Annotated in this window: 14 protein-coding genes; 5 read left to right on the forward strand and 9 right to left on the reverse strand. The window is 68.9% G+C overall.

Annotation, left to right across the window (positions count from 1 at the left end; genetic code table 11):
* Positions 1-43: 43 nt before the first annotated feature.
* Both CGZ91_RS13775 and CGZ91_RS13780 read left to right on the forward strand, forming a co-directional pair.
* Entirely contained in the window at positions 44-688 is a 645-nt protein-coding gene (locus CGZ91_RS13775; RefSeq protein WP_094456059.1) for an NfeD family protein, read from the forward strand.
* A 42-nt stretch (positions 689-730) separates the two neighbouring features.
* Entirely contained in the window at positions 731-2257 is a 1527-nt protein-coding gene (locus CGZ91_RS13780; protein ID WP_094450681.1) for a flotillin family protein, read from the forward strand.
* Between the two features lie 466 nt (positions 2258-2723).
* Here the strand turns inward: CGZ91_RS13780 and CGZ91_RS13785 are convergent, their stop codons facing one another.
* From CGZ91_RS13785 to CGZ91_RS13815, 7 genes are all read right to left on the reverse strand, one after another.
* The gene (locus CGZ91_RS13785; RefSeq protein WP_094456061.1) at positions 2724-3617 is read right to left on the reverse strand and encodes a carbohydrate ABC transporter permease; all 894 of its coding nucleotides are present in this window, start codon (positions 3615-3617) and stop codon (positions 2724-2726) included.
* Positions 3614-4618, reverse strand: coding sequence for a carbohydrate ABC transporter permease (locus tag CGZ91_RS13790; RefSeq protein WP_094456063.1), 1005 nt, complete (start codon positions 4616-4618; stop codon positions 3614-3616). The genes CGZ91_RS13785 and CGZ91_RS13790 overlap by 4 nt, the downstream gene beginning before the upstream one ends.
* A gap of 2 nt (positions 4619-4620) precedes the next feature.
* Positions 4621-5943, reverse strand: a complete 1323-nt coding sequence (locus CGZ91_RS13795) for an ABC transporter substrate-binding protein (RefSeq protein WP_094456065.1) — start codon at positions 5941-5943, stop codon at positions 4621-4623.
* 183 nt (positions 5944-6126) lie between these two features.
* The gene (locus CGZ91_RS13800) at positions 6127-7413 is read right to left on the reverse strand and encodes an MFS transporter (RefSeq protein WP_094456067.1); all 1287 of its coding nucleotides are present in this window, start codon (positions 7411-7413) and stop codon (positions 6127-6129) included.
* The gene (locus CGZ91_RS13805; RefSeq protein WP_094456069.1) at positions 7410-7907 is read right to left on the reverse strand and encodes a MarR family winged helix-turn-helix transcriptional regulator; all 498 of its coding nucleotides are present in this window, start codon (positions 7905-7907) and stop codon (positions 7410-7412) included. Before CGZ91_RS13805 ends, CGZ91_RS13800 begins: the two co-directional genes overlap by 4 nt.
* A 104-nt stretch (positions 7908-8011) precedes the next feature.
* Entirely contained in the window at positions 8012-8926 is a 915-nt protein-coding gene (locus CGZ91_RS13810; protein WP_094456071.1) for a 1,4-dihydroxy-2-naphthoate polyprenyltransferase, read from the reverse strand.
* On the reverse strand, positions 8923-10041 hold the full coding sequence (locus tag CGZ91_RS13815; RefSeq protein WP_094456073.1) for an AMP-binding protein: 1119 nt from the start codon (positions 10039-10041) through the stop codon (positions 8923-8925). Before CGZ91_RS13815 ends, CGZ91_RS13810 begins: the two co-directional genes overlap by 4 nt.
* 152 nt (positions 10042-10193) lie before the next feature.
* Here CGZ91_RS13815 and CGZ91_RS13820 point away from each other — a divergent pair, with 152 nt between their 5' ends.
* The 3 genes from CGZ91_RS13820 (at position 10194) to CGZ91_RS13830 (ending at position 14608) form a co-directional block, all read left to right on the forward strand.
* A complete protein-coding gene (locus CGZ91_RS13820) occupies positions 10194-11210 on the forward strand; it encodes an o-succinylbenzoate synthase (RefSeq protein ID WP_094456075.1) in 1017 nt (338 codons plus the stop codon).
* A complete protein-coding gene (gene menD / locus CGZ91_RS13825; protein WP_094456077.1) occupies positions 11207-12829 on the forward strand; it encodes a 2-succinyl-5-enolpyruvyl-6-hydroxy-3-cyclohexene-1-carboxylic-acid synthase in 1623 nt (540 codons plus the stop codon). The genes CGZ91_RS13820 and menD overlap by 4 nt, the downstream gene beginning before the upstream one ends.
* Before the next feature lie 360 nt (positions 12830-13189).
* The gene (locus CGZ91_RS13830; RefSeq protein ID WP_094456079.1) at positions 13190-14608 is read left to right on the forward strand and encodes an L-lactate permease; all 1419 of its coding nucleotides are present in this window, start codon (positions 13190-13192) and stop codon (positions 14606-14608) included.
* A gap of 27 nt (positions 14609-14635) precedes the next feature.
* On the opposite strand, the gene CGZ91_RS13835 is transcribed toward CGZ91_RS13830, so the two are convergent.
* Both CGZ91_RS13835 and CGZ91_RS13840 read right to left on the reverse strand, forming a co-directional pair.
* Positions 14636-16357, reverse strand: a complete 1722-nt coding sequence (locus CGZ91_RS13835) for a TM0106 family RecB-like putative nuclease (RefSeq protein WP_094456081.1) — start codon at positions 16355-16357, stop codon at positions 14636-14638.
* 2 nt (positions 16358-16359) lie between these two features.
* Positions 16360-17055, reverse strand: a complete 696-nt coding sequence (locus tag CGZ91_RS13840; RefSeq protein ID WP_229116643.1) for a demethylmenaquinone methyltransferase — start codon at positions 17053-17055, stop codon at positions 16360-16362.
* Between the last annotated feature and the right edge of the window lie 164 nt (positions 17056-17219).

Raw genomic sequence — 17219 nt, forward strand, 5'->3', positions numbered from 1 at the left:
CATTGGGGGTGCGCTCGCGCCAGATCTCGGGAACAATGGCACCGTGCTGTTCTTCTGGGTAGTGGGGATGATCGGGGTCGCGATCCTGCTGCTCAGCCTTGTCCTCGGCGAGATCTTCGACAGCTTCTTCCAGAGCTTCGAGGGCCTCGGTGGCGAATGGTTCTCCACCGCGGGGTTGGCCGGCTTCCTGGGGGCCTTCGGCATCGGGGGCGGCATCGCCAGCAACGTCGGACTGCCGGTGTTCCTGGCCGTCGTGGTCGGTCTGGCCGCCGGCGCAGTCACCGCCGTCGGCGTCGGCTGGGCGATCAACTTCCTGCGCAAGCACAGCAACTACGCCACCGTCGACACCAAGCAGGTCGTCGGCAGCAGCGCCCAGGTGTCGAACGCCATTCCCGAGGATGGGTATGGCGAGATCAAGCTGGTGATCCGCGGCAACCCGACCCGCTACAACGCCAAGGCGGACTATCCGATCCCGGCCGGGGAGAAGGTCTGGATCACCGAGGTGCTGTCGGCCACCGCGGTCCGGGTGGAAGCCGAATCGCTGTCCCTGCGACTCGGCGACGACCCTGCCGCCCTGCCGACGGACACCTCCGAGCCGACGGCGTCGACAGACTTCGACAACCCTGAAGAAACCGATACCACCACCACGGAACCATCGCCGTACCGCGATCAGTCCGACCAATCCTGACCACCAACTTCCACGTCACCATCACCACTCGAGAGGAAGCCCATGTTGGACTTCTTGTTGTCCGTTCCGGGCCTGATCGTGATGGGCATTGTTCTGCTCATCCTGTTGATCTGGCTCATCACCTCCCGTTATCGGGTTGCCGGGCCCAACGAGGCGTACATCGTCACCGGTAACAAGGGCAAGCCCGTCAAGAACCCGGAGACCGGCCAGGTCGCCCACGATCTGTCCGGCCAGAAGGTCGTCATGGGCGGCGGCGTGTTTGTCGTCCCGTTCATCCAGCGCTTGCACATCCTCGACCTGTCCAGCCGTCGCATCATGGTCCAGATCCGCGGTGCGGTGTCGGGCCAGGGCGTCAAGCTGAATCTTGATGGCGTGGCCATCGTCAAGGTCGGCGGCAACGAGGACTCGATCCGCGCCGCGGCCCAGCGCTTCCTCACACAGCAGGACGAGATCGAAACGTTCACCCAGGAGACCCTCGCTGGTTCGTTGCGCTCCATCGTGGGCAGCCTGTCGGTGGAGCAGATCATCCGCGACCGGGCCGCCTTCGCGCAGCGGGTCGCCGACGAGTCGGAGTCCTCGCTGACCGGTCAGGGCCTGGTGCTGGACACCTTCCAGATCCAGGACATCACCGACGACGGCACCTACCTGTCCGACCTCGGTCGTCCCGAATCCGCCCGCGTGGGTCAGGTCGCCCGGGTGGCTGAAGCCGCTGCCATGCAGGAAGCCGAGCAGGCCCGTATCGCCGCCGAGCAGGAGATCGCCGTCTCCGAGCGCACCCTGCAGCTCAAGCAGGCCGAGATCAAGGCCGAGACCGATGCCGCATCGGCGCAGGCCGCTGCTGCGGGCCCGCTGGCCCAGGCCGACCGGGACCAGGCGATCCTCACCGAGCAGGAGAAGGTCGCTGTACGCCAGGCGGCCCTGAAGGAACGCCAGCTCGACACCGAGGTCCGCAAGCCCGCCGACGCTGAGCGGTATCGGGTGGAGACCGAGGCCGAGGGTCGTCGTAACTCTGCCTTCCTCGAGGCTGAGGCCCGCAAGGCCGCCGCGATTGCTGACGCCGAGGCTGAAGCCGAGAAGGCACGTCTGACCGGTGAAGGTGACCGGCAGCGTCGTTCGGCGCTGGCTGATGCCGAAGCGATCGAGGGTGCCAAGCGCGGTGAGGCCGAGAAGGCTCGTCGTGTTGCCGAGGCCGAGGCGACTCGCGCCGAGGGTGAGGCCAAGGCCGCCGCGATTCTGGCGACCGGTCAGGCCGAGGCCGAGGCGATGGACCGCAAGGCCGAGGCGTTCTCCCGCTACAACGAGGCCGCCGTGCTGCAGATGCTCATCGAGGTGCTGCCGCAGGTCGCCAAGGAGCTCGCGAGCCCGATGTCCAACATCGACAAGCTCACCGTGGTCTCCACCGATGGTGCCGGCCAGCTGCCCCGTCAGATCACCGACAACATGGTGCAGACGATGGAGCTCATCAAGAACACCACCGGTGTCGACCTCAACGGCATCGCCCAGCGTCTGGGCGGGTCGGCCGAGGAAGCTCTGAAGGACACCACCGTCAAGGGCGACACCACCGAGTGACCGCCTGATCGTGTGATCCAGTCACAGCGCCCCGGGACTTCAGTCCCGGGGCGCTGTTACGTCAGGGCTCCCGGCGGCACCCCGGCGTACGCCAGGAGGTCGCCCGGGGCGGGGTGGAAGTTCGGATCAACGAGGCAGCAACGGAATCCGGGGCTCGGGCCGGTGTGAAGCCGCGGCGTCGGCGTACAACTACGCGATGCTGTAGTTGTGCAGGTGAATTCGGCGTTCTGGGCTGCGTAGGTACAGGGGACTGTAGTTGTGCAGGTGCCTGGCTCCCCAGAGGTCACGGCCGTTTCGCCCCGAGAACCTCAACATGTTGAGGTTTCGCCACCACCCCGACGATGGCCGATCTGGTACGGGCGCGCGCATCACGTGCAGTCGATCCTCCGAAGCGCCCCAGAATCGGGGCCCGGAAGAATCGACTGCACGTCTTGCGCGAGATCCTGCGGGTCGGCCGCCGGTTGGCCTACTTCAGGGACCCCGCGGCCAAGCCCTGCACGATCCGGCGCTGGAAGATCAGCACCATGATCACCAGCGGTACCGTGACCAGGACGCCGGCGGCCATGATGGTGCCGTACGGGGTCTGGAAGCGGGAGTCGCCGGTGAAGGTGCCGATGGCGGCGGTGACCGTACGCAGCTCGGGCCGGTTGACCATCGTCACCGCGATCAGGAACTCGTTCCAGGCCGCGATGAAGGTGATGATCGCCGTGGTGAAGACGCCCGGCGCCGCGAGCGGCAGGATGATCTTGATGAAGGCTTGGATCGGCGTACAGCCGTCCACCATCGCGGCCTGCTCCAGTTCTCGTGGCAGCTGCCGGAAGAAGGCATTGAGGTTCCACACCGCCAGCGGCAGCGCGAAGCTGACACTCGGCACGATCATGGCCTGGTAGGTGTTGATCCAATCCAGATAGTCGGGCTGGAAGAGCTGCAGCAGCGGCACCACCAAGGTGATGATCGGAAACATCGAGGTCGAGACGATGAGAAACATCATCACCGTCTTGCCCTTGAACTTCAGCCGGGCGATCGCGTACGCCGCGGCCGTCCCGATGAGCACCGCGAGCACGGTCGTGGTGACCGAGACGATCAGGGAGTTCAGCACCGCCCGCAGGAAGTTGTTGCGGGGGTCGAAGACCGCCACATAGTTGTCGAGGCTGAGCTTGCTGGGCCACAGGGTGGTCTCCAAGCCCCGTGCCGGATCCCGCAGCGAGGTGACCAGCATCCAGTAGAACGGCGCCAGGCAGTAGACCACGATCAGCGCGATGCCGATCCCGATGATGATCTTGCCGCCGATGCCCCCGGATCCGGGACGCCGTGACTTGGCGGCCGGTGCCGTGGTGATGGCTTGGGATGGAGTGGTCATCGCTGCCCCGCTTCCACGACAGTGCCGGTGGCCGGTTCGGCGGCCTTGGCTTTGGCCGCCTGTGCGGCGGCCCGCTTCTCCTTGCGGCTGAGCCGGTCATCGTCACCGATCACGTCGGCACCGAGGAAGCGTACGAACAGAAAGGCCACCAGACCGATGTAGGCCATCAGTACCAGCGAATAGGTGGCCGCGGGGCCGTAGTTGGTCTGGGAGGCTTCGAACTGCGCCAACGTCGCCAAGGTCTGGCCGCTCTCCAGCCGCCCCAACAGGGCGTACGGCAGGTCGAACATCCGCATCGCGTCGAGCAGCCGGAAGAGCACCGCCACCACCAGCACCGGGCGTACCAACGGCAGCGTGATTCGCCAGAAGGTCGACCAGCGGGACGAACCGTCCACCTTGGCCGCCTCGTAGACCTGGTTGTCGATGGTGAGCAGGCCCGCCAGAGTCAGCAGGCCGATGTAAGGAGCGGTCTTCCAGACGTCGGCGATGATGACCGCAGCCTGGGCCTGCCAGCCTTCGGTCGCCCACAGGATCTTGGTGCCGATGATCTCGTTGAAGATGCCGTCGGCCAGGAAGATCACCCGCCACACCAGCGCCGACACGATGGTCGGGATCGCCCAGGGCACCAGGATGCTGGCCCGCAGCAGGCCCTGACCGCGCAACGCCTGCGCCATGATCAGCGCCATCACCACCCCGATGACGGTCTCCAGGGTGACACCGACCACGGTGAACAGGGTGGTGTTGGAGAAGGCATTCCAGAAGGCATCACTGCTGGCCGGGTCGGAGAAGATCGCGAGGTAGTTGTCGAGTCCGACGAACTGCGTCCCCTGCTGGATGAAGCCGGTCTCGGGGTCGACCCCGCCCGAGGTGGTGTGCAGCGACTGCCACACCGAAACCCCGAGCGGGATGCCGACCACGAGCACGAGCAGCACCAGTGACGGTGCGAGCAGGAGGTACGCCAGCCTGCTCTGGTCTCCGTGGACCGAGGTTGACCGGGCCATCGTCAGCCCTGAGCGACCTTCTCCAAGTCAGCCTGGAGCTGTTCCATCCCGGCCTCGACCTCGACCTCGCCGCTGATGATGGCGTAGGCGTTGTCCTGGATCGCGGCGGAGACGCCGGCGTAGTTCACCACAGCCGGACGGCCCTTGGCCTGCTTCAGTGCGTCATGGAGGATCGGGTAGAACTCGTACTCAGCGACCAACTCCTCATCGCTGAAGACGCTCTCCATCGTCGGCGCGGTGCCGGTGGCCAGCGCCCACGCCTGCTGGTTTTCCTCGCTGGTGAGGTAGTTGATGAAGTCGATCGCGGTGCCCTTGTTGGAGGCGAAGGCCGACACGCCCAGGTTGATGCCGCCCAGCGTCGAGGCGCCCGGTCCGGTCACCCCGGGAATCGGGGCGACGCCGGTCTTGCCGGCGACCTGGGAGCTACCGTCCTCGGCGTTGGCCAGCGGATAGACGTAGGGCCAGTTCGACAGGAAGACCAGCCCACCATCCTGGAAGGCCTGCCGGGACTCCTCCTCCTTGTAGGTGAGGACGTCCTGCGGGATCATCCCGGAGTCGAAGCCGTCACGCAGCGCCTGCATGCCGGCGATCGCCTCGGGGGTGGTGACGGTGGGGTTCCCGTCAGCGTCGAACATTTCGCCGCCGGCGCTGTTGACCGCTTGGGAGGCGTTGACCGTGAGGCCCTCGTACTTGGACAGCTGGCCGCCGTAGCAGGACATACCGGCCGCTTCGGGCAGCGCCAGCACCTTCTCACAGGTTGCCCACATCTCCTCATACGTCGTCGGGGCAGCGGAAACACCGGCAGCCTCGAGCAGGTCGCTGCGGAAGTAGAGCAGCTGGGCGTTGGTCGACCACGGCACTCCGTACTGACGGTCGAAGTAGGCGGCGGTCTCCACCGTTGCGTCGAGGAAGCCGTCGAGGTTGGTCTTGTCGGCGGGCATCTCGACGATCCACTGGTTCGCGGCAAACTCGGCGGTCCAGACCACGTCCATGCCGAGCACCGTGTACTGGTCGGACTGCACCTGGAAGTTGTTGACCATCTGGGTGCGCTGCTCGTCGGCGGACTCGGGCAACTCGATGACGGTGACCGTCTCCTCGGGATGCTCGGCGTTCCAGGTTTCCACGACGCTTTGCAGCTGGCCGGTGGTGTCCTTGCCGGTGGCGAAAGTGATGGGGCCGCGTTCCTCCCAATCGACCGCGGGGGCGCTGCCGCCGCCTCCGCCACCACCGCCCGATCCGCCGCCGCTGCAGGCGGTGGCCAGCGCCATCACGGCGGCGCTGGCCGTGACCGCGAAGGTCTTGGCGTACTTTCCGAAGCGACTCATGGGATCCTCCACAACGTTGCGGTTCTCGATGCCGCCGGAGCAACGACATGGGTACTCCGGGCGACGGCCTCACGTTAGCGCTGTCAGGGGCCGTCGGTGCAGGCGCCTCGGGGGACCGTCACCCATTCGTGACGAACATTGCTTGAAAAACGTTTGCTGTGTGTTCGCCGGGTCAGCGAGGGCTCAGGAGGTCTCGTTGGAGACGTCCTCGGTGACCCGCACCAGGCGTACGGAGGGCCGCCAGCCGTGACGTTCCAGCATCAGCCGGGTGTGGCTGCGACGCATCAGGACCGTGGTGAAGACCAGCAGCGTGAAGGCAACCGTGATGCCGCCGAGCGCGACCGTCCACTGGGCGCCGAGGTATTCACCGACCAGCCCGATGACCGGCCCGCCGATGGGGGTGCCGCCCATCTGGATCGCCAGGAAGACCGACATCACCCGGCCACGCATCGCCGCGGAGGTGCTCATCTGCACCAACGTGTTGCACGACACCGTCACCGTGATGGCGCAGAAGCCCTGCGGCACCAGGAATGCGGCGAAGACCCAGATGTTGGGGGCGAAGGTGGTGCCGATCGCGCACAGGGCATAGCCGAGCATCGCAAAGATCAGCACCCGCAACCGGGGTTTGCCGCGGCCGGCCACCGCCAGCGCCGCCGTCAGCGAGCCGACCGCCATCGTCGAGCCGAGGAAGCCGTAGTCGGCAGCGCCCCGCCCGAAGACATCGGTGGCCATCAGGGCGTTGGTGAGCTGGAAGTTCAGCGCAAAGGTGCCCATCATGAACGCCACGAACATCAGCAACGCCAGGTCGGTGCGTTGGCGGATGTACGCCAGCCCGGCCCGGAATTGCCCCCGGCCTCGCGCGGCCGTCGGGCGGGGTTGCAGCTCGTCGAGCCGCAACGTCAGCAGCGCGATGATGATGAGGAGATAGCTGGCCGCGTCGATGAAGAACACCGGGCCGGTGCCGAAGGCCGCGATCAGCAAGCCGCCCAGCCCGGGGCCGATGAGTCGGGCCGCGTTGAAGCTGGCGCTGTTGAGTCCGATCGCGTTGGACAGGTGTTCCTTGTCGACCAGCTCGGAGACGAAGGCCTGGCGCGACGGCGCATTCATGGCCGACCAGGACCCGTCCAGGGTGGCCAACAGATAGACGTGCCACAGCTGCACCACCTCGCCGGTCACCAGGAAGCCCAACAGCACGGCATTGATGAGCAGCAGGGTCTGGGTGACCAGCATCACCCGATGCTTGGGGAAGCGGTCGGCCAGCACGCCGGAGATTGGCGACAGCAGCAGCATCGGCAGGAACTGGCAGGTTGCCAGCAGGCCCAGCGCGCGGGCGTCATTGTCGGTGAGTTCGACCAGCACCAGCCAGGTCTGCGCGGTCCGGGCCATCCACAGACCGACGTTGGAGGAGAGCGCGCCGATGGCGTACGAGCGATAGTTGCGGATCGCCAGCGACGAGAAGGTCTTGCTCACGAGGCGCTGCTGGGCTCCGCGGCGTCCGTGGGGGCGTCAACGCGAGGGGAGTGTGATTCGTCGACCAACCGGTGCAGGATGGCCGCGGCCTGTTCCAGGATTTCGAGCTCCTCAGGGGTGGAGGTGACCAGCCGCTTCACCATCCAGCCTTGGCGCTGCTGCCGGGCGGCCTTCAGCTCGGCCCGTCCCTCCTCGGTGAGGTCGAGCAGTTGCTGCCGGCCGTCGGTGGGGTGTGGCGTACGGTCGATCCAGCCTCGGGTGGTGAGGTCCTTGATGGTCCGCGACATGCTCGGCGCACTGATCTGCTCGCGGTGGGCGAGCTCAGCGGCGGTACGCGGTCCGCCTTCGAGCATGGCCAGCACGGTGAACAGGTGCGGCGGCAGGGCTGATGCTTCGTAGCGCACCTTGCGGGTGACGCGCATGCAGGCATGACGTACGCGGTGGGCCACCTCGGCCAGATCCCGGCCCTCGGTGGATGATCCGCCTTCGCTCATGTGGCTCCGATCGGATGATGGGTGGGTGCTTAGTTAGGTTAACAAACAAGAGGATAGCGCCCGCCTCATCACCGACCGACGCCGCCGTCTGTCGGAAAGTCAGCTCACAGGCGGGCGATGAGGACCCCGGCGAGCAGCCCCACGGCGTACACGAGCTCCCCGATCCCGACCAACTTCAGCACCTTGATGAGGTCGCCCGGGGCGGAATTGTCGTCCAACACCCGCAGCACCGGGCCCACCAGGAAGACCAGCGACACCAGCGCCAGCAGCGCCCACCAGGTCGTGAACACCGCGGTCAGCACGGCGGCGATGACCGCCGCTGCGACCAGCCCCACGAAGAGTGCCTTGGTGCCGCTGGGGCCCAACCGAACCGCGAGCGTACGCTTCCCGGCTTCCCGGTCGCCGGCCAGATCGCGCAGGTTGTTGGTGACCAAGATCGCGCAGGCCAGCGCCCCGATGCCGACAGCGGCGGTCCAGGCCGCCGGCGGCGCCGCGAGCGCCTGCACCCAGGTGGTGCCGACCACGGCCACCAAACCGAAGAAGACGAAGACGAACAGTTCGCCCAGGCCGTAGTAGCCGTAGGGGTGTTTCCCGCCGGTGTAGAACCAGGCCGCCAGCAGCGCTGCCACGCCGACCGCCAGCATCCACCACTGCGCAGTCAGGACCACCAGCGCCAGGCCGGCGGCCGCGCCGATCCCGAAACACACCATGGCTGCGGTGAGCACGGCGCGGGGCCGGGCCCGCCCCGACCCGACCAGTCGCATCGGGCCGACCCGGTCCTCGTCGGTGCCGCGGATCCCGTCGGAGTAGTCGTTGGCGAAGTTGACGCCGATCTGGAGGGCAACCGCCACCAGCAGTGCCAGCAGCGCGTGCAGCCAGTCGAAGCCGTCGATCGCGAGCGCTACCGCGGTGCCGGCGGCGACCGGGGAGAAGGCGGCCGGCAGCGTACGCGGTCGGGCCCCCTCGACCCAGTCAGCCAGGCTGGCAGCGCTGGGGCTGGTCGAGGTGGTGGCGGTCACGACGCCACCACCTCGGTGTCCAGGTCGGACCAGTTTTCGGTGAGCCACATCCGGTCGACCTTGCCCGGTCCGGTCTCGGGCAGCGGATCCACCCGGGCCAGCTCGCGCGGCAGCGACACCTTGGGAAGGTCGGACAGCCGCTTGCGCAGGGTGGTGAGGTCGACCACCGAATTGGTCGCGGCAACGATGCGTACGCCCCACTCAGCATCGGGCAGGCCGAGGATGACGATGGTGCCGTCCGGAACGGCGCGGGCGGCACGTTCCTCCACCGAGGCCAGGTCGACATTGACGCCGCCGGTGATCACCACCGAATCGGCACGACCCGACACCCGAAGCCGCCCGTTCTCGAAGGTGCCACGGTCCTGGGTCTGGAATCGGCCCTCCACCAGGGCCGCCCGGGTGAGGTCGCTGCGTCCCCGGTAGCCGCGGAACAACATCGGCCCGGCAATGGTGATCTGACCGTGTTCATCGATGGCCGGGTCGACGCCGCGCAATGGCTCGCCGTCATAGACGCAGCCGCCGCAGGTCTCGCTCATCCCGTAGGTCGTCACCACCGAGATGTCGTGGGCGCGGGCGCGGGCCAGGACGTTTTCGTCAATCCGCTGTCCGCCGACCAGCACAGCGTCGAACTGGGCAAGCCGCTCGATGATCGCGGGCTGTCCCAGCGCTCGGTGCAGCTGGGTCGGCACGATCGAGAGGTAGTTGCGTTCCTCGCGTACCGGCTTGAGCCGCGACAGGTCGCTGCGGGTGAGGATCGGGTCATTGCCGGCATGGATGGCCCGGGCCAGCACCATCAGGCCGGCGATGTGATGGGTCGGCAGCGCGAGATGCCAGTGGCCGACTCCGCCGAGTCGTTCATGGGTCGCGGTCGCCGAGGCCGTGATGGCGCTGGTGGTGAGGAGGACGCCTTTGGGTGAGCCGGTTGACCCGGAGGTCGGCAGGACGACGACGGCTTCGGGATCCTCCAAGGGCAACTCCGGAGAAGCCATCGCCTCGATGGCGGCGGCCTCGTCGCGGTCCTCGGGCAGTGGCACCATCGGGATGCCGGCTCCCAGCGCAGTGACGAGCGCGGTCAGATGATCCTCCGGTGCCGCCAGCCGTAGATGCTCAGCCATGCCATCCACCTGTTCGATCGAGTTCTCGGGTGGTCGGCTCGCTGATGAGCCAGACCTGGGGCCACTCTAGTGCGGCCGTGCCGCGGACGGCGCGAGGTAGGCGTGCGCGTGCCGAGCCCCTGTCAGCGGCCCCGCAGCCCTACGCTGAGGGGATGGATTGGCCCACTTTGCGCCTGCCGCAGCGGCTGCAGGAAACCGTGCCAAGCGCGCGTGCGCTGGCGTACCGCATCCCGATGCAGACCACCTTTCGTGGCCTCACCCATCGCGAGGGAGTCCTGATCCAGGGCGCGGCGGGATGGGCGGAGTGGAGCCCATTCCTCGAGTACGGGCCGGCTGAGGCGGTGACCTGGTGGCGGGCAGCGGCCGAGGCCGCCACGTTGGGCCTACCGGAGCCGCGTCGCAGCAGAGTCGAGGTGAACTGCACGGTCCCAGCGCTCGGGCCCGAGGAGGCGTACGCGTTGGTGGCCAGGTCTGGCTGCCGCACCGCCAAGGTCAAGGTCGCCGAACCGGGTCAGAGCTTCGGTGAGGACCGGGACCGTGTGGAGGCGGTCCGGGAGGCGCTGCCCGATGGACAGGTCCGGATCGACGCGAACGGCGCCTGGAGCGTCGATGAGGCGGTCAGCCACTTGGCCGATCTCGCGAGTTACGAGCTGGAGTATGCCGAGCAGCCATGTGGCTCGACAGAGGAGTTGGCCGAGCTGCGGCGGGCGTTGGCGAGGCGGGGGATCGAGGTGCCGATCGCGGCGGACGAGTCGATCCGGCGCAGCGGCGACCCGGAACGGGTGGTGGCGTTGGAGGCCGCCGACCTGGCGGTCATCAAGGTGCAGCCGCTGGGCGGCGTACGCGCCTGCCTGGAATTGGTTGAACGGCTCGGCCTGCCGGTGGTGGTCTCCAGCGCTGTCGAGACCTCGGTCGGGATCCGCGCCGGAGTGGCGTTGGCGGCGGCGCTGCCGGAGTTGCGGTATGCCTGCGGACTCAACACGGTGCCGCTGCTGGCGACCGATGTCGCCCTCAGCCCGTTGGAGGCAACCGACGGGGCGATCGCCGTGGCCGATCTGGTCCTGTCGGAGGAACGGTTGGCCCAGGTGGCGGCACCGTTGGATCGTCAGGAGGCGTGGCAGGTGCGGCTGGAAGAGCTCGATCGTCACCTCGCGGAGGAGGCCGCATGAGCGCAGCAGAGGTGGCCAGGCGGGTGGTTGCCCGGCTGCTGGCGCAAGGTTTGGAACACCTGGTGGTGGCACCAGGGTCACGCAGCGGCGGTCTGGCGCTGGCTGCAGCCGCGGCGGAGTCGGCGGGTCGGGCCCGGCTGAGCGTACGCCTGGACGAACGCGATGCCGGCTTCTTCGCGGTCGGTGCGGCGCGGGCCGGTGGCGCTCCGGTGGCCGTGGTGACGACCTCGGGGACGGCGGTCGGCAACCTGTTGCCGGCGGTGATGGAGGCTGCTCACGCCGGCGTGCCGCTGGTGCTGGTGACCGCGGACCGGCCGCTGGTCGATCATGAGTCCGGCGCCAACCAAACCACCCGTCAGTCGGGGATCTTCGCGCGCTTCGTACGCGGGGAGGCCACGTTGCCCGACACCGCCGATGCGGCAGCCGTGGACCACCACGTGACCCGGTTGGTGGCGCTCGCGGCTGGGACGCGGACCTCCCAGCCGGGACCGGTGCAACTGAATCTGGCGTTGGCGATGCCGCTCTTCGAGGACGGTCCGCTGGACCCGCCGGAGCTGGCGGCACGGATGGTTTCGGGCGCCGGTCAGCCCGCCCCGGTCGAGCTGCCGCTGGGCAAGGCCACGGTGATCGTGGCCGGTGACGGGCCGCCGGCGGTGGGGGCCGCGGCAGCGGAGCTGGCCGCTGTGACCGGTTGGCCGCTGCTGGCTGAGCCGACCAGCAATGCCCGACACTCGGCGGCTGCGGTTGGGGCATACCGGCTGCTGCTCGGTGCCGGCGCCGGTGCGGAGATTGAGCGAGTGGTGGTGTTGGGCCGGCCGACGCTGTCCCGTCCGGTGTCGGCGCTGCTGGCGCGGCCCGATGTCGAACTGGTGGTCGTCACGGGTGCCGCCGAATGGAGCGACCCCGGGCATCGCGCCTCGGTGGTGGCCAGCGGTGTGGTTGCCGAGGCCGATCCGGCGGCGCTGGGGGAGCAGTGGCGTGCCTGGGATCGGGAGTGGCAGGAGCGGCGCGGCGAGGCGGTCGACCCGGGGTCGGGTATCGCGCTGGCAGATGCGCTGTGGCGGGGACTGCCGGCCGGGGCGCGGCTGGTGGTCGGCTCGTCCAACCCGATCCGTGACCTCGACCTGGCGGGTCGACGGGAGGGTGCGTTGGCGGCGTACGCCAATCGTGGCTTGGCGGGGATCGACGGTGTGGTCGCGACTGCGGCAGGCGTGGCAGCGTCCGAGGGCGCCGGCCTCGGCACGCATCTGGTGGTGGGGGATCTGAGCCTGCTGCACAGCAGCGGCGGCCTGTGGCTCAACCCGCACGAGGGACGGCCCCGACTGCGGATCTGGCTCTTCGACGACGACGGAGGGTCCATCTTCCACGGCCTCGAGCAGGGCGCCGACGCGTACGCAGCGCACTTCGAACGGGTCTTCGGTACGCCCCACGGCGCCGATCTGCTCGGGCTTGCCGCCAGCCTCGGCTGGGCCGCCCGGACGGCGGAGCCCGAGGAGGTGGCCGCGATGGCGGCGACGCCGGTGTCGGGCCCGGAACTGGTCCGCATCCCGCTTGGACGCGCCGACCGGCGCGCGGAGGCCAGGCGGCTGGCGGACCTGGCCGCCGACGTGCTGGGCTGAGCCCGGCGCACGCGCCGACCGGCACGGCTTGGCGGTCGCCGTTGGTGGGGTGCCGGTTGGGGTCCCCGACGCAGCAACGAGGGTGTGGTGGCTGTGGTGGCTGGCAGCCGCGGCGCCCGTGTGCGCAACTGCAGGATGCTGTAGTTGTGCAGGTCAAACCGCGCGAATCACCTGCGCAGCCCCAGCATCCTGTAGTTGTGCAGGTCGTCGCCGTGGCCCAGGGGCCACGAAAGCTCAACTTGTTGAGGTTCCGTCGGAGCCCCCGGTGCACGCCGGCAGCACGATTCGGCGCCCAGGCGGACCGCGGCTTGAACAGCGGGACGAGTCTCACGAGCCGACGGGGCTTCGTAGGCTGCGGCGGTGAACGAACCCCTCCTTGTCCTGCTCGCAGGGCTTCCGTTGCTTGCGGTCATGGCCGCACTGGTGGCGCGGCAGACCGCGCTGCGGACCGCCGTCCTCGGCTCGATGCTGGCGGTGGTGATTGCGTTGGGGCCGTTCGAGTTGCCGCTGACGGGGCTCGGGGAGGCGGCGCTGGAGTGGTGGCCGCTGGTGCTCGAGGTGGTCCTCATCATCGCCGGCGGCCTGGTGTTTGCCGAGGTCGGCAAACTGACCGGCGCCCAGGACGAACTGTCCGGCTGGATCAGCCGCACGCTGGGCACCGGCGTCGCGCCCGCGCTGGCGATCGTGCACGGCGTCACCCCGATGACCGAGTCGCTGATGGGCTTCGGCATCGGCGTGGTGCTCGCCGTCCCGCTGCTCGTGGCGCTGGGACTGACGCGGCGTACCGCCGCCATCCTGGGCCTGTTGGGTCTGTGCGTGGTGCCCTGGGGATCGATGGGGCCCGGCACTCTGGTGGCGTCCCAGCTCAGCGGGCTGGGGATGGACGAACTCGGCGTCGCCTCGGCCGTGGCCAACGCGCCGGTGCCGATCGCGGCGGGGCTGGCCGCCGCCGTGCTGGTCACCGAGCGCGGTCACCGGGCTCCGGCGTGTTGGGCGGCCGTCGGCTCCGGCCTGGTGCTGAGTGTCAGCCTGCTGCTCGCCAACATCGCCTTCGGCACCGCCCCGGCTGGAGCGCTGGCCGGCATGGTGACCCTCGGCGTACACGTGCTCGCCAGCCGACTGCGGGGCGGCCAGCCGCGGTGGTCCCGCAAGCTGGGGACGGCGCTGCTCGGGTACGCCGTCATCATCGGCGGCGTGCTGGTGACCGGCACCATCGTGCGGACGATCGGCCTCTCGGAGACCTCGTGGCGCTATCTGGGGTCACCGGCGGTGTGGTTGATCATCGCCACCGTCGTGGCGGCGCGGGGCCGCGGCGCGGTGTTGAAGCCGGCGATCGTCGCGACCCGCAAGTCGGCGGTGTTGGTGGGATCCGCGACTGCGCTGTTCATCGTGCTCGGCGTCGTGATGGCGGTGTCGGGCATGTCGCTGACGTTGGCTGGCTGGTTGGACGGGTTGGGATTCGGCTACTTCTTCGCGTTGCCCTTCATCGGCGCGATCGGTGGTTTCGTCAGCGGCGCCAACAGTGGCGTGAATGCGATGTTCGCGGCACCGCAGGCGCAGGCGGTGACGACCTTGGGAGGCGACCTGCTGCCGTCGATGGGCGTCCACAACGTCGCCGCCTCGCAGCTCACCGGCGCCTCACCGGCGCGGATCGAGCTGGCATCCCGGCTGGCGGGGGTGCCTCACGAGTCGGGTGGCGTCCTGCGCACCGTGCTGCTGGTCGACGGCATCGTGGTGGTGCTGCTGGCGGTGGGGCTGACGGCCTGGCACCTGTTCTGACCGCAGCATCCGCCGCCCCGCCGCCGGTCAGCTGTGGCGCGCCTGCGCGCGTTGGCGGTCATCCTCCAGGATCGCGTGCCGCAGCGCCCAGGTGGCTTTGACGTCGTCCTCGTTGTACGCCAGCACCCGCCGCTGGGCGTCTGCGCGGGCCTGCGGGTCGGGGTCGTGGACGGCTTCGTCAAACCAGGCCAGCGAGTTGAGCCCGCTGGGGTCCTCGTCGCGCCACTGAAATCCGGCCAGGCCGGGAGCGGCGTGCTTGAGGCCGAGGCCCTGCGCGCCGAGGTAGTGCCGCTGCACCGGCTTGAGGAGGTCATGGCAGGCAGCCAGCACCGTCTTGGCCGCAGTCTGTAGCGCCCGGTCATCGGGGTGGCGGCGGGTGATCGTCTGGATCGCCGTGCGTTCGTAGTCGGAGTAGTGGTGGATGACGACGCTGCCGCCGAGGTCCTGTTGCTCCTGCACCAGCTCGGCGATCGTGGTCAACGCGGCGCGCGCCAGGGCCAGCTCGCTGGCGTCGTCGAGGTCGCGGAAGTCGGCGAACGGCACGTACGCCGGGGGCCGCCGGTGGTCATCCAGCCACCAGCCCCACAGATAGACGCGGTGGTCCGAGGAGGTCTCGATGTCGAAGTCGATGTCCAGGGTCCCGGTCGGCATCTGCACCGGGCTCGGGTCGACGCGTTCGACCAGGACGCCGTCGCGCAGCATCTGCGCTTTCTTGACGGCCTTGAGGATCCGGTCCTCGCCGCCGGATCGGTGCCTCACCTCGGGCAGGTAGGTCGGCAGGAACCGGTCCAGGTCGACGGCGGCCAACTCGTGGATCGTGCCAATGCCCCGGGACCGCAGCACCGCGATCTCCCGGACGTCCAACTGGCTGCCCTGGAAGCGCAGCGACACATCGTCGCGGTCCATCTTGGGCAGGCAGTGCTCCCACCACACGCAGCGTTGGCAGTCGCGCACCACGATCGGGGTGACCAGCGGCGCGGGGGCGTCGTCGGCGCCCTGCTGTCGGGCGACCGCGGCGACTTCGATCCGCCAGCCGTGTTCATGGTCGTAGCGCTCCAGGGCGCTGCGGTCGGTGTGGCCCTCGGGGGCGCTGCGAGAGAAGGTGCGAAAGCGCGGTTCGGACAGGTCGAGCCACAGCAGCGCATGCGGTTCGTCGGTGCCGATCAGTGCGCCCATGGGCGGGCCGTCGGCGGCGACCCCGGCCGCCTCGGCCATCCGATGGTGGTGGGCCAACCGCACCACGTCGGACTCCCGGTCGCCGTTCAGGTCGGTGCCGGGCGTACGCCGGGCGTCGGCACGGGCGGGGCGCACGAAGGAGGACAGGTCGGCCTCGCCGCGCTTGCGGGGCCGGCGTACCTTGTGGCGCTCGATCAGCACTGGGTGGTAGCCGGGACGGCCCTCGCGGTCGGGGCCGCGTACCCACAGGGCTGGCGCGCCGGATCGATGCCCGTGGGGGTCATCGGGCAGTTGACCACCGAGGATCACCGGTACGCCGGCCCGCATGTGGGCCAGCGTCGCTTCGGCGCGGTCGTTCCGGGGATGGTCAGTCAGGTCCACCCAGGAGACGTCGAGGCTGGCGCGGAGTTCTTCGCGCAGCGACGGGCGCGGATCGGGGGCGTTGAACCAGCCGGCCGTGCCTTCATCGATCGGGAGGCTGTCGGGCAGCGTCGCGGTCGGGTCGAACTTGTTGTGCGTCTTGACTGGGCACAACACCGTCTCGTAGGGGTCGATCGTGAACAGGTCCGGCACGTTCAGGCACGACCTCGGTGCAGCGCCACGATGCCACGGGAGAGGTTGCGCCAGGAGACGTCGTGCCAGCCGGCGGCGACCATGATGTCGGCGAGCTCGGCCTGGCTGGGCCAGGCGCGGATCGATTCGGCCAGATAGTCGTAGGCGGCGCGGTTGGAGGAGACCCGGGCGATCTGGGGGATGACGGTGCCGAGGAACTGCCGATAGATGGCGTTGAACCAGGCGTCGGTGGGGCGGGAGAACTCGTTGACCACCAGTACGCCGCCCGGGCGGGTGACGCGCCGCATCTCGGCGAGCGCGTCCTGGGTCTCGGCGATGTTGCGCAGCCCGAACGAGATGGTGACGGCATCGAAGCTGGCATCGGCGTACGGCAGCTGGGTCGCGTCGGCGGCGACGAAGGACACCTCGGGGTAACGGCGGCGCCCCTCCCGCAGCATCCCGACCGACAGGTCGGTGGCGATCGCATCGGCGCCGGCCTCGCGCAGCGCCTGGGTGGAGACGCCGGTCCCCGACGCCAGGTCCAGCACCCGCATCCCCGGTTTCGGATTGATGGCGGCCACCATCGCGTCGCGCCAGCGGCGGTCCGTGCCGGCGGTCATCAAGGTGTTGAGCAGGTCATAACGACGCGCGACCCCGTCGAACATGGACGCGACATCGTCGTGGTCCTTGGTCAGGTCGGCACGGAACTCTTCAGGCACGAGAATCAGACTGCCACACCGGACCGACAGGGTCGGCCGGGACTGCCCCCAGTTTGCTTGACAGATTTCTAGGGGTGGGTCAGGCGGCCTGGGTGGCCGTCTGATGGGTTGCTTCGAACTCTACTGGAGTGAGTTTGCCGAGGCGTCGTTGGCGACGTCGGCGG

This window comes from Parenemella sanctibonifatiensis, assembly GCF_002250565.1.
Classification (GTDB): Bacteria; Actinomycetota; Actinomycetes; order Propionibacteriales; family Propionibacteriaceae; genus Parenemella; species Parenemella sanctibonifatiensis.

Bases quoted from the DNA above. Each gene is read 5' to 3' on its own strand.
- CGZ91_RS13780 (WP_094450681.1), top strand. From the start codon at position 731: ATGTTGGACTTCTTGTTGTCCGTTCCGGGCCTGATCGTGATGGGCATT.
- CGZ91_RS13790 (WP_094456063.1), bottom strand. From the start codon at position 4,618: ATGGCCCGGTCAACCTCGGTCCACGGAGACCAGAGCAGGCTGGCGTAC.
- CGZ91_RS13820 (WP_094456075.1), top strand. From the start codon at position 10,194: ATGGATTGGCCCACTTTGCGCCTGCCGCAGCGGCTGCAGGAAACCGTG.
- CGZ91_RS13795 (WP_094456065.1), bottom strand. From the start codon at position 5,943: ATGAGTCGCTTCGGAAAGTACGCCAAGACCTTCGCGGTCACGGCCAGC.
- CGZ91_RS13815 (WP_094456073.1), bottom strand. From the start codon at position 10,041: ATGGCTGAGCATCTACGGCTGGCGGCACCGGAGGATCATCTGACCGCG.
- menD (WP_094456077.1), top strand. From the start codon at position 11,207: ATGAGCGCAGCAGAGGTGGCCAGGCGGGTGGTTGCCCGGCTGCTGGCG.
- CGZ91_RS13785 (WP_094456061.1), bottom strand. From the start codon at position 3,617: ATGACCACTCCATCCCAAGCCATCACCACGGCACCGGCCGCCAAGTCA.
- CGZ91_RS13805 (WP_094456069.1), bottom strand. From the start codon at position 7,907: ATGAGCGAAGGCGGATCATCCACCGAGGGCCGGGATCTGGCCGAGGTG.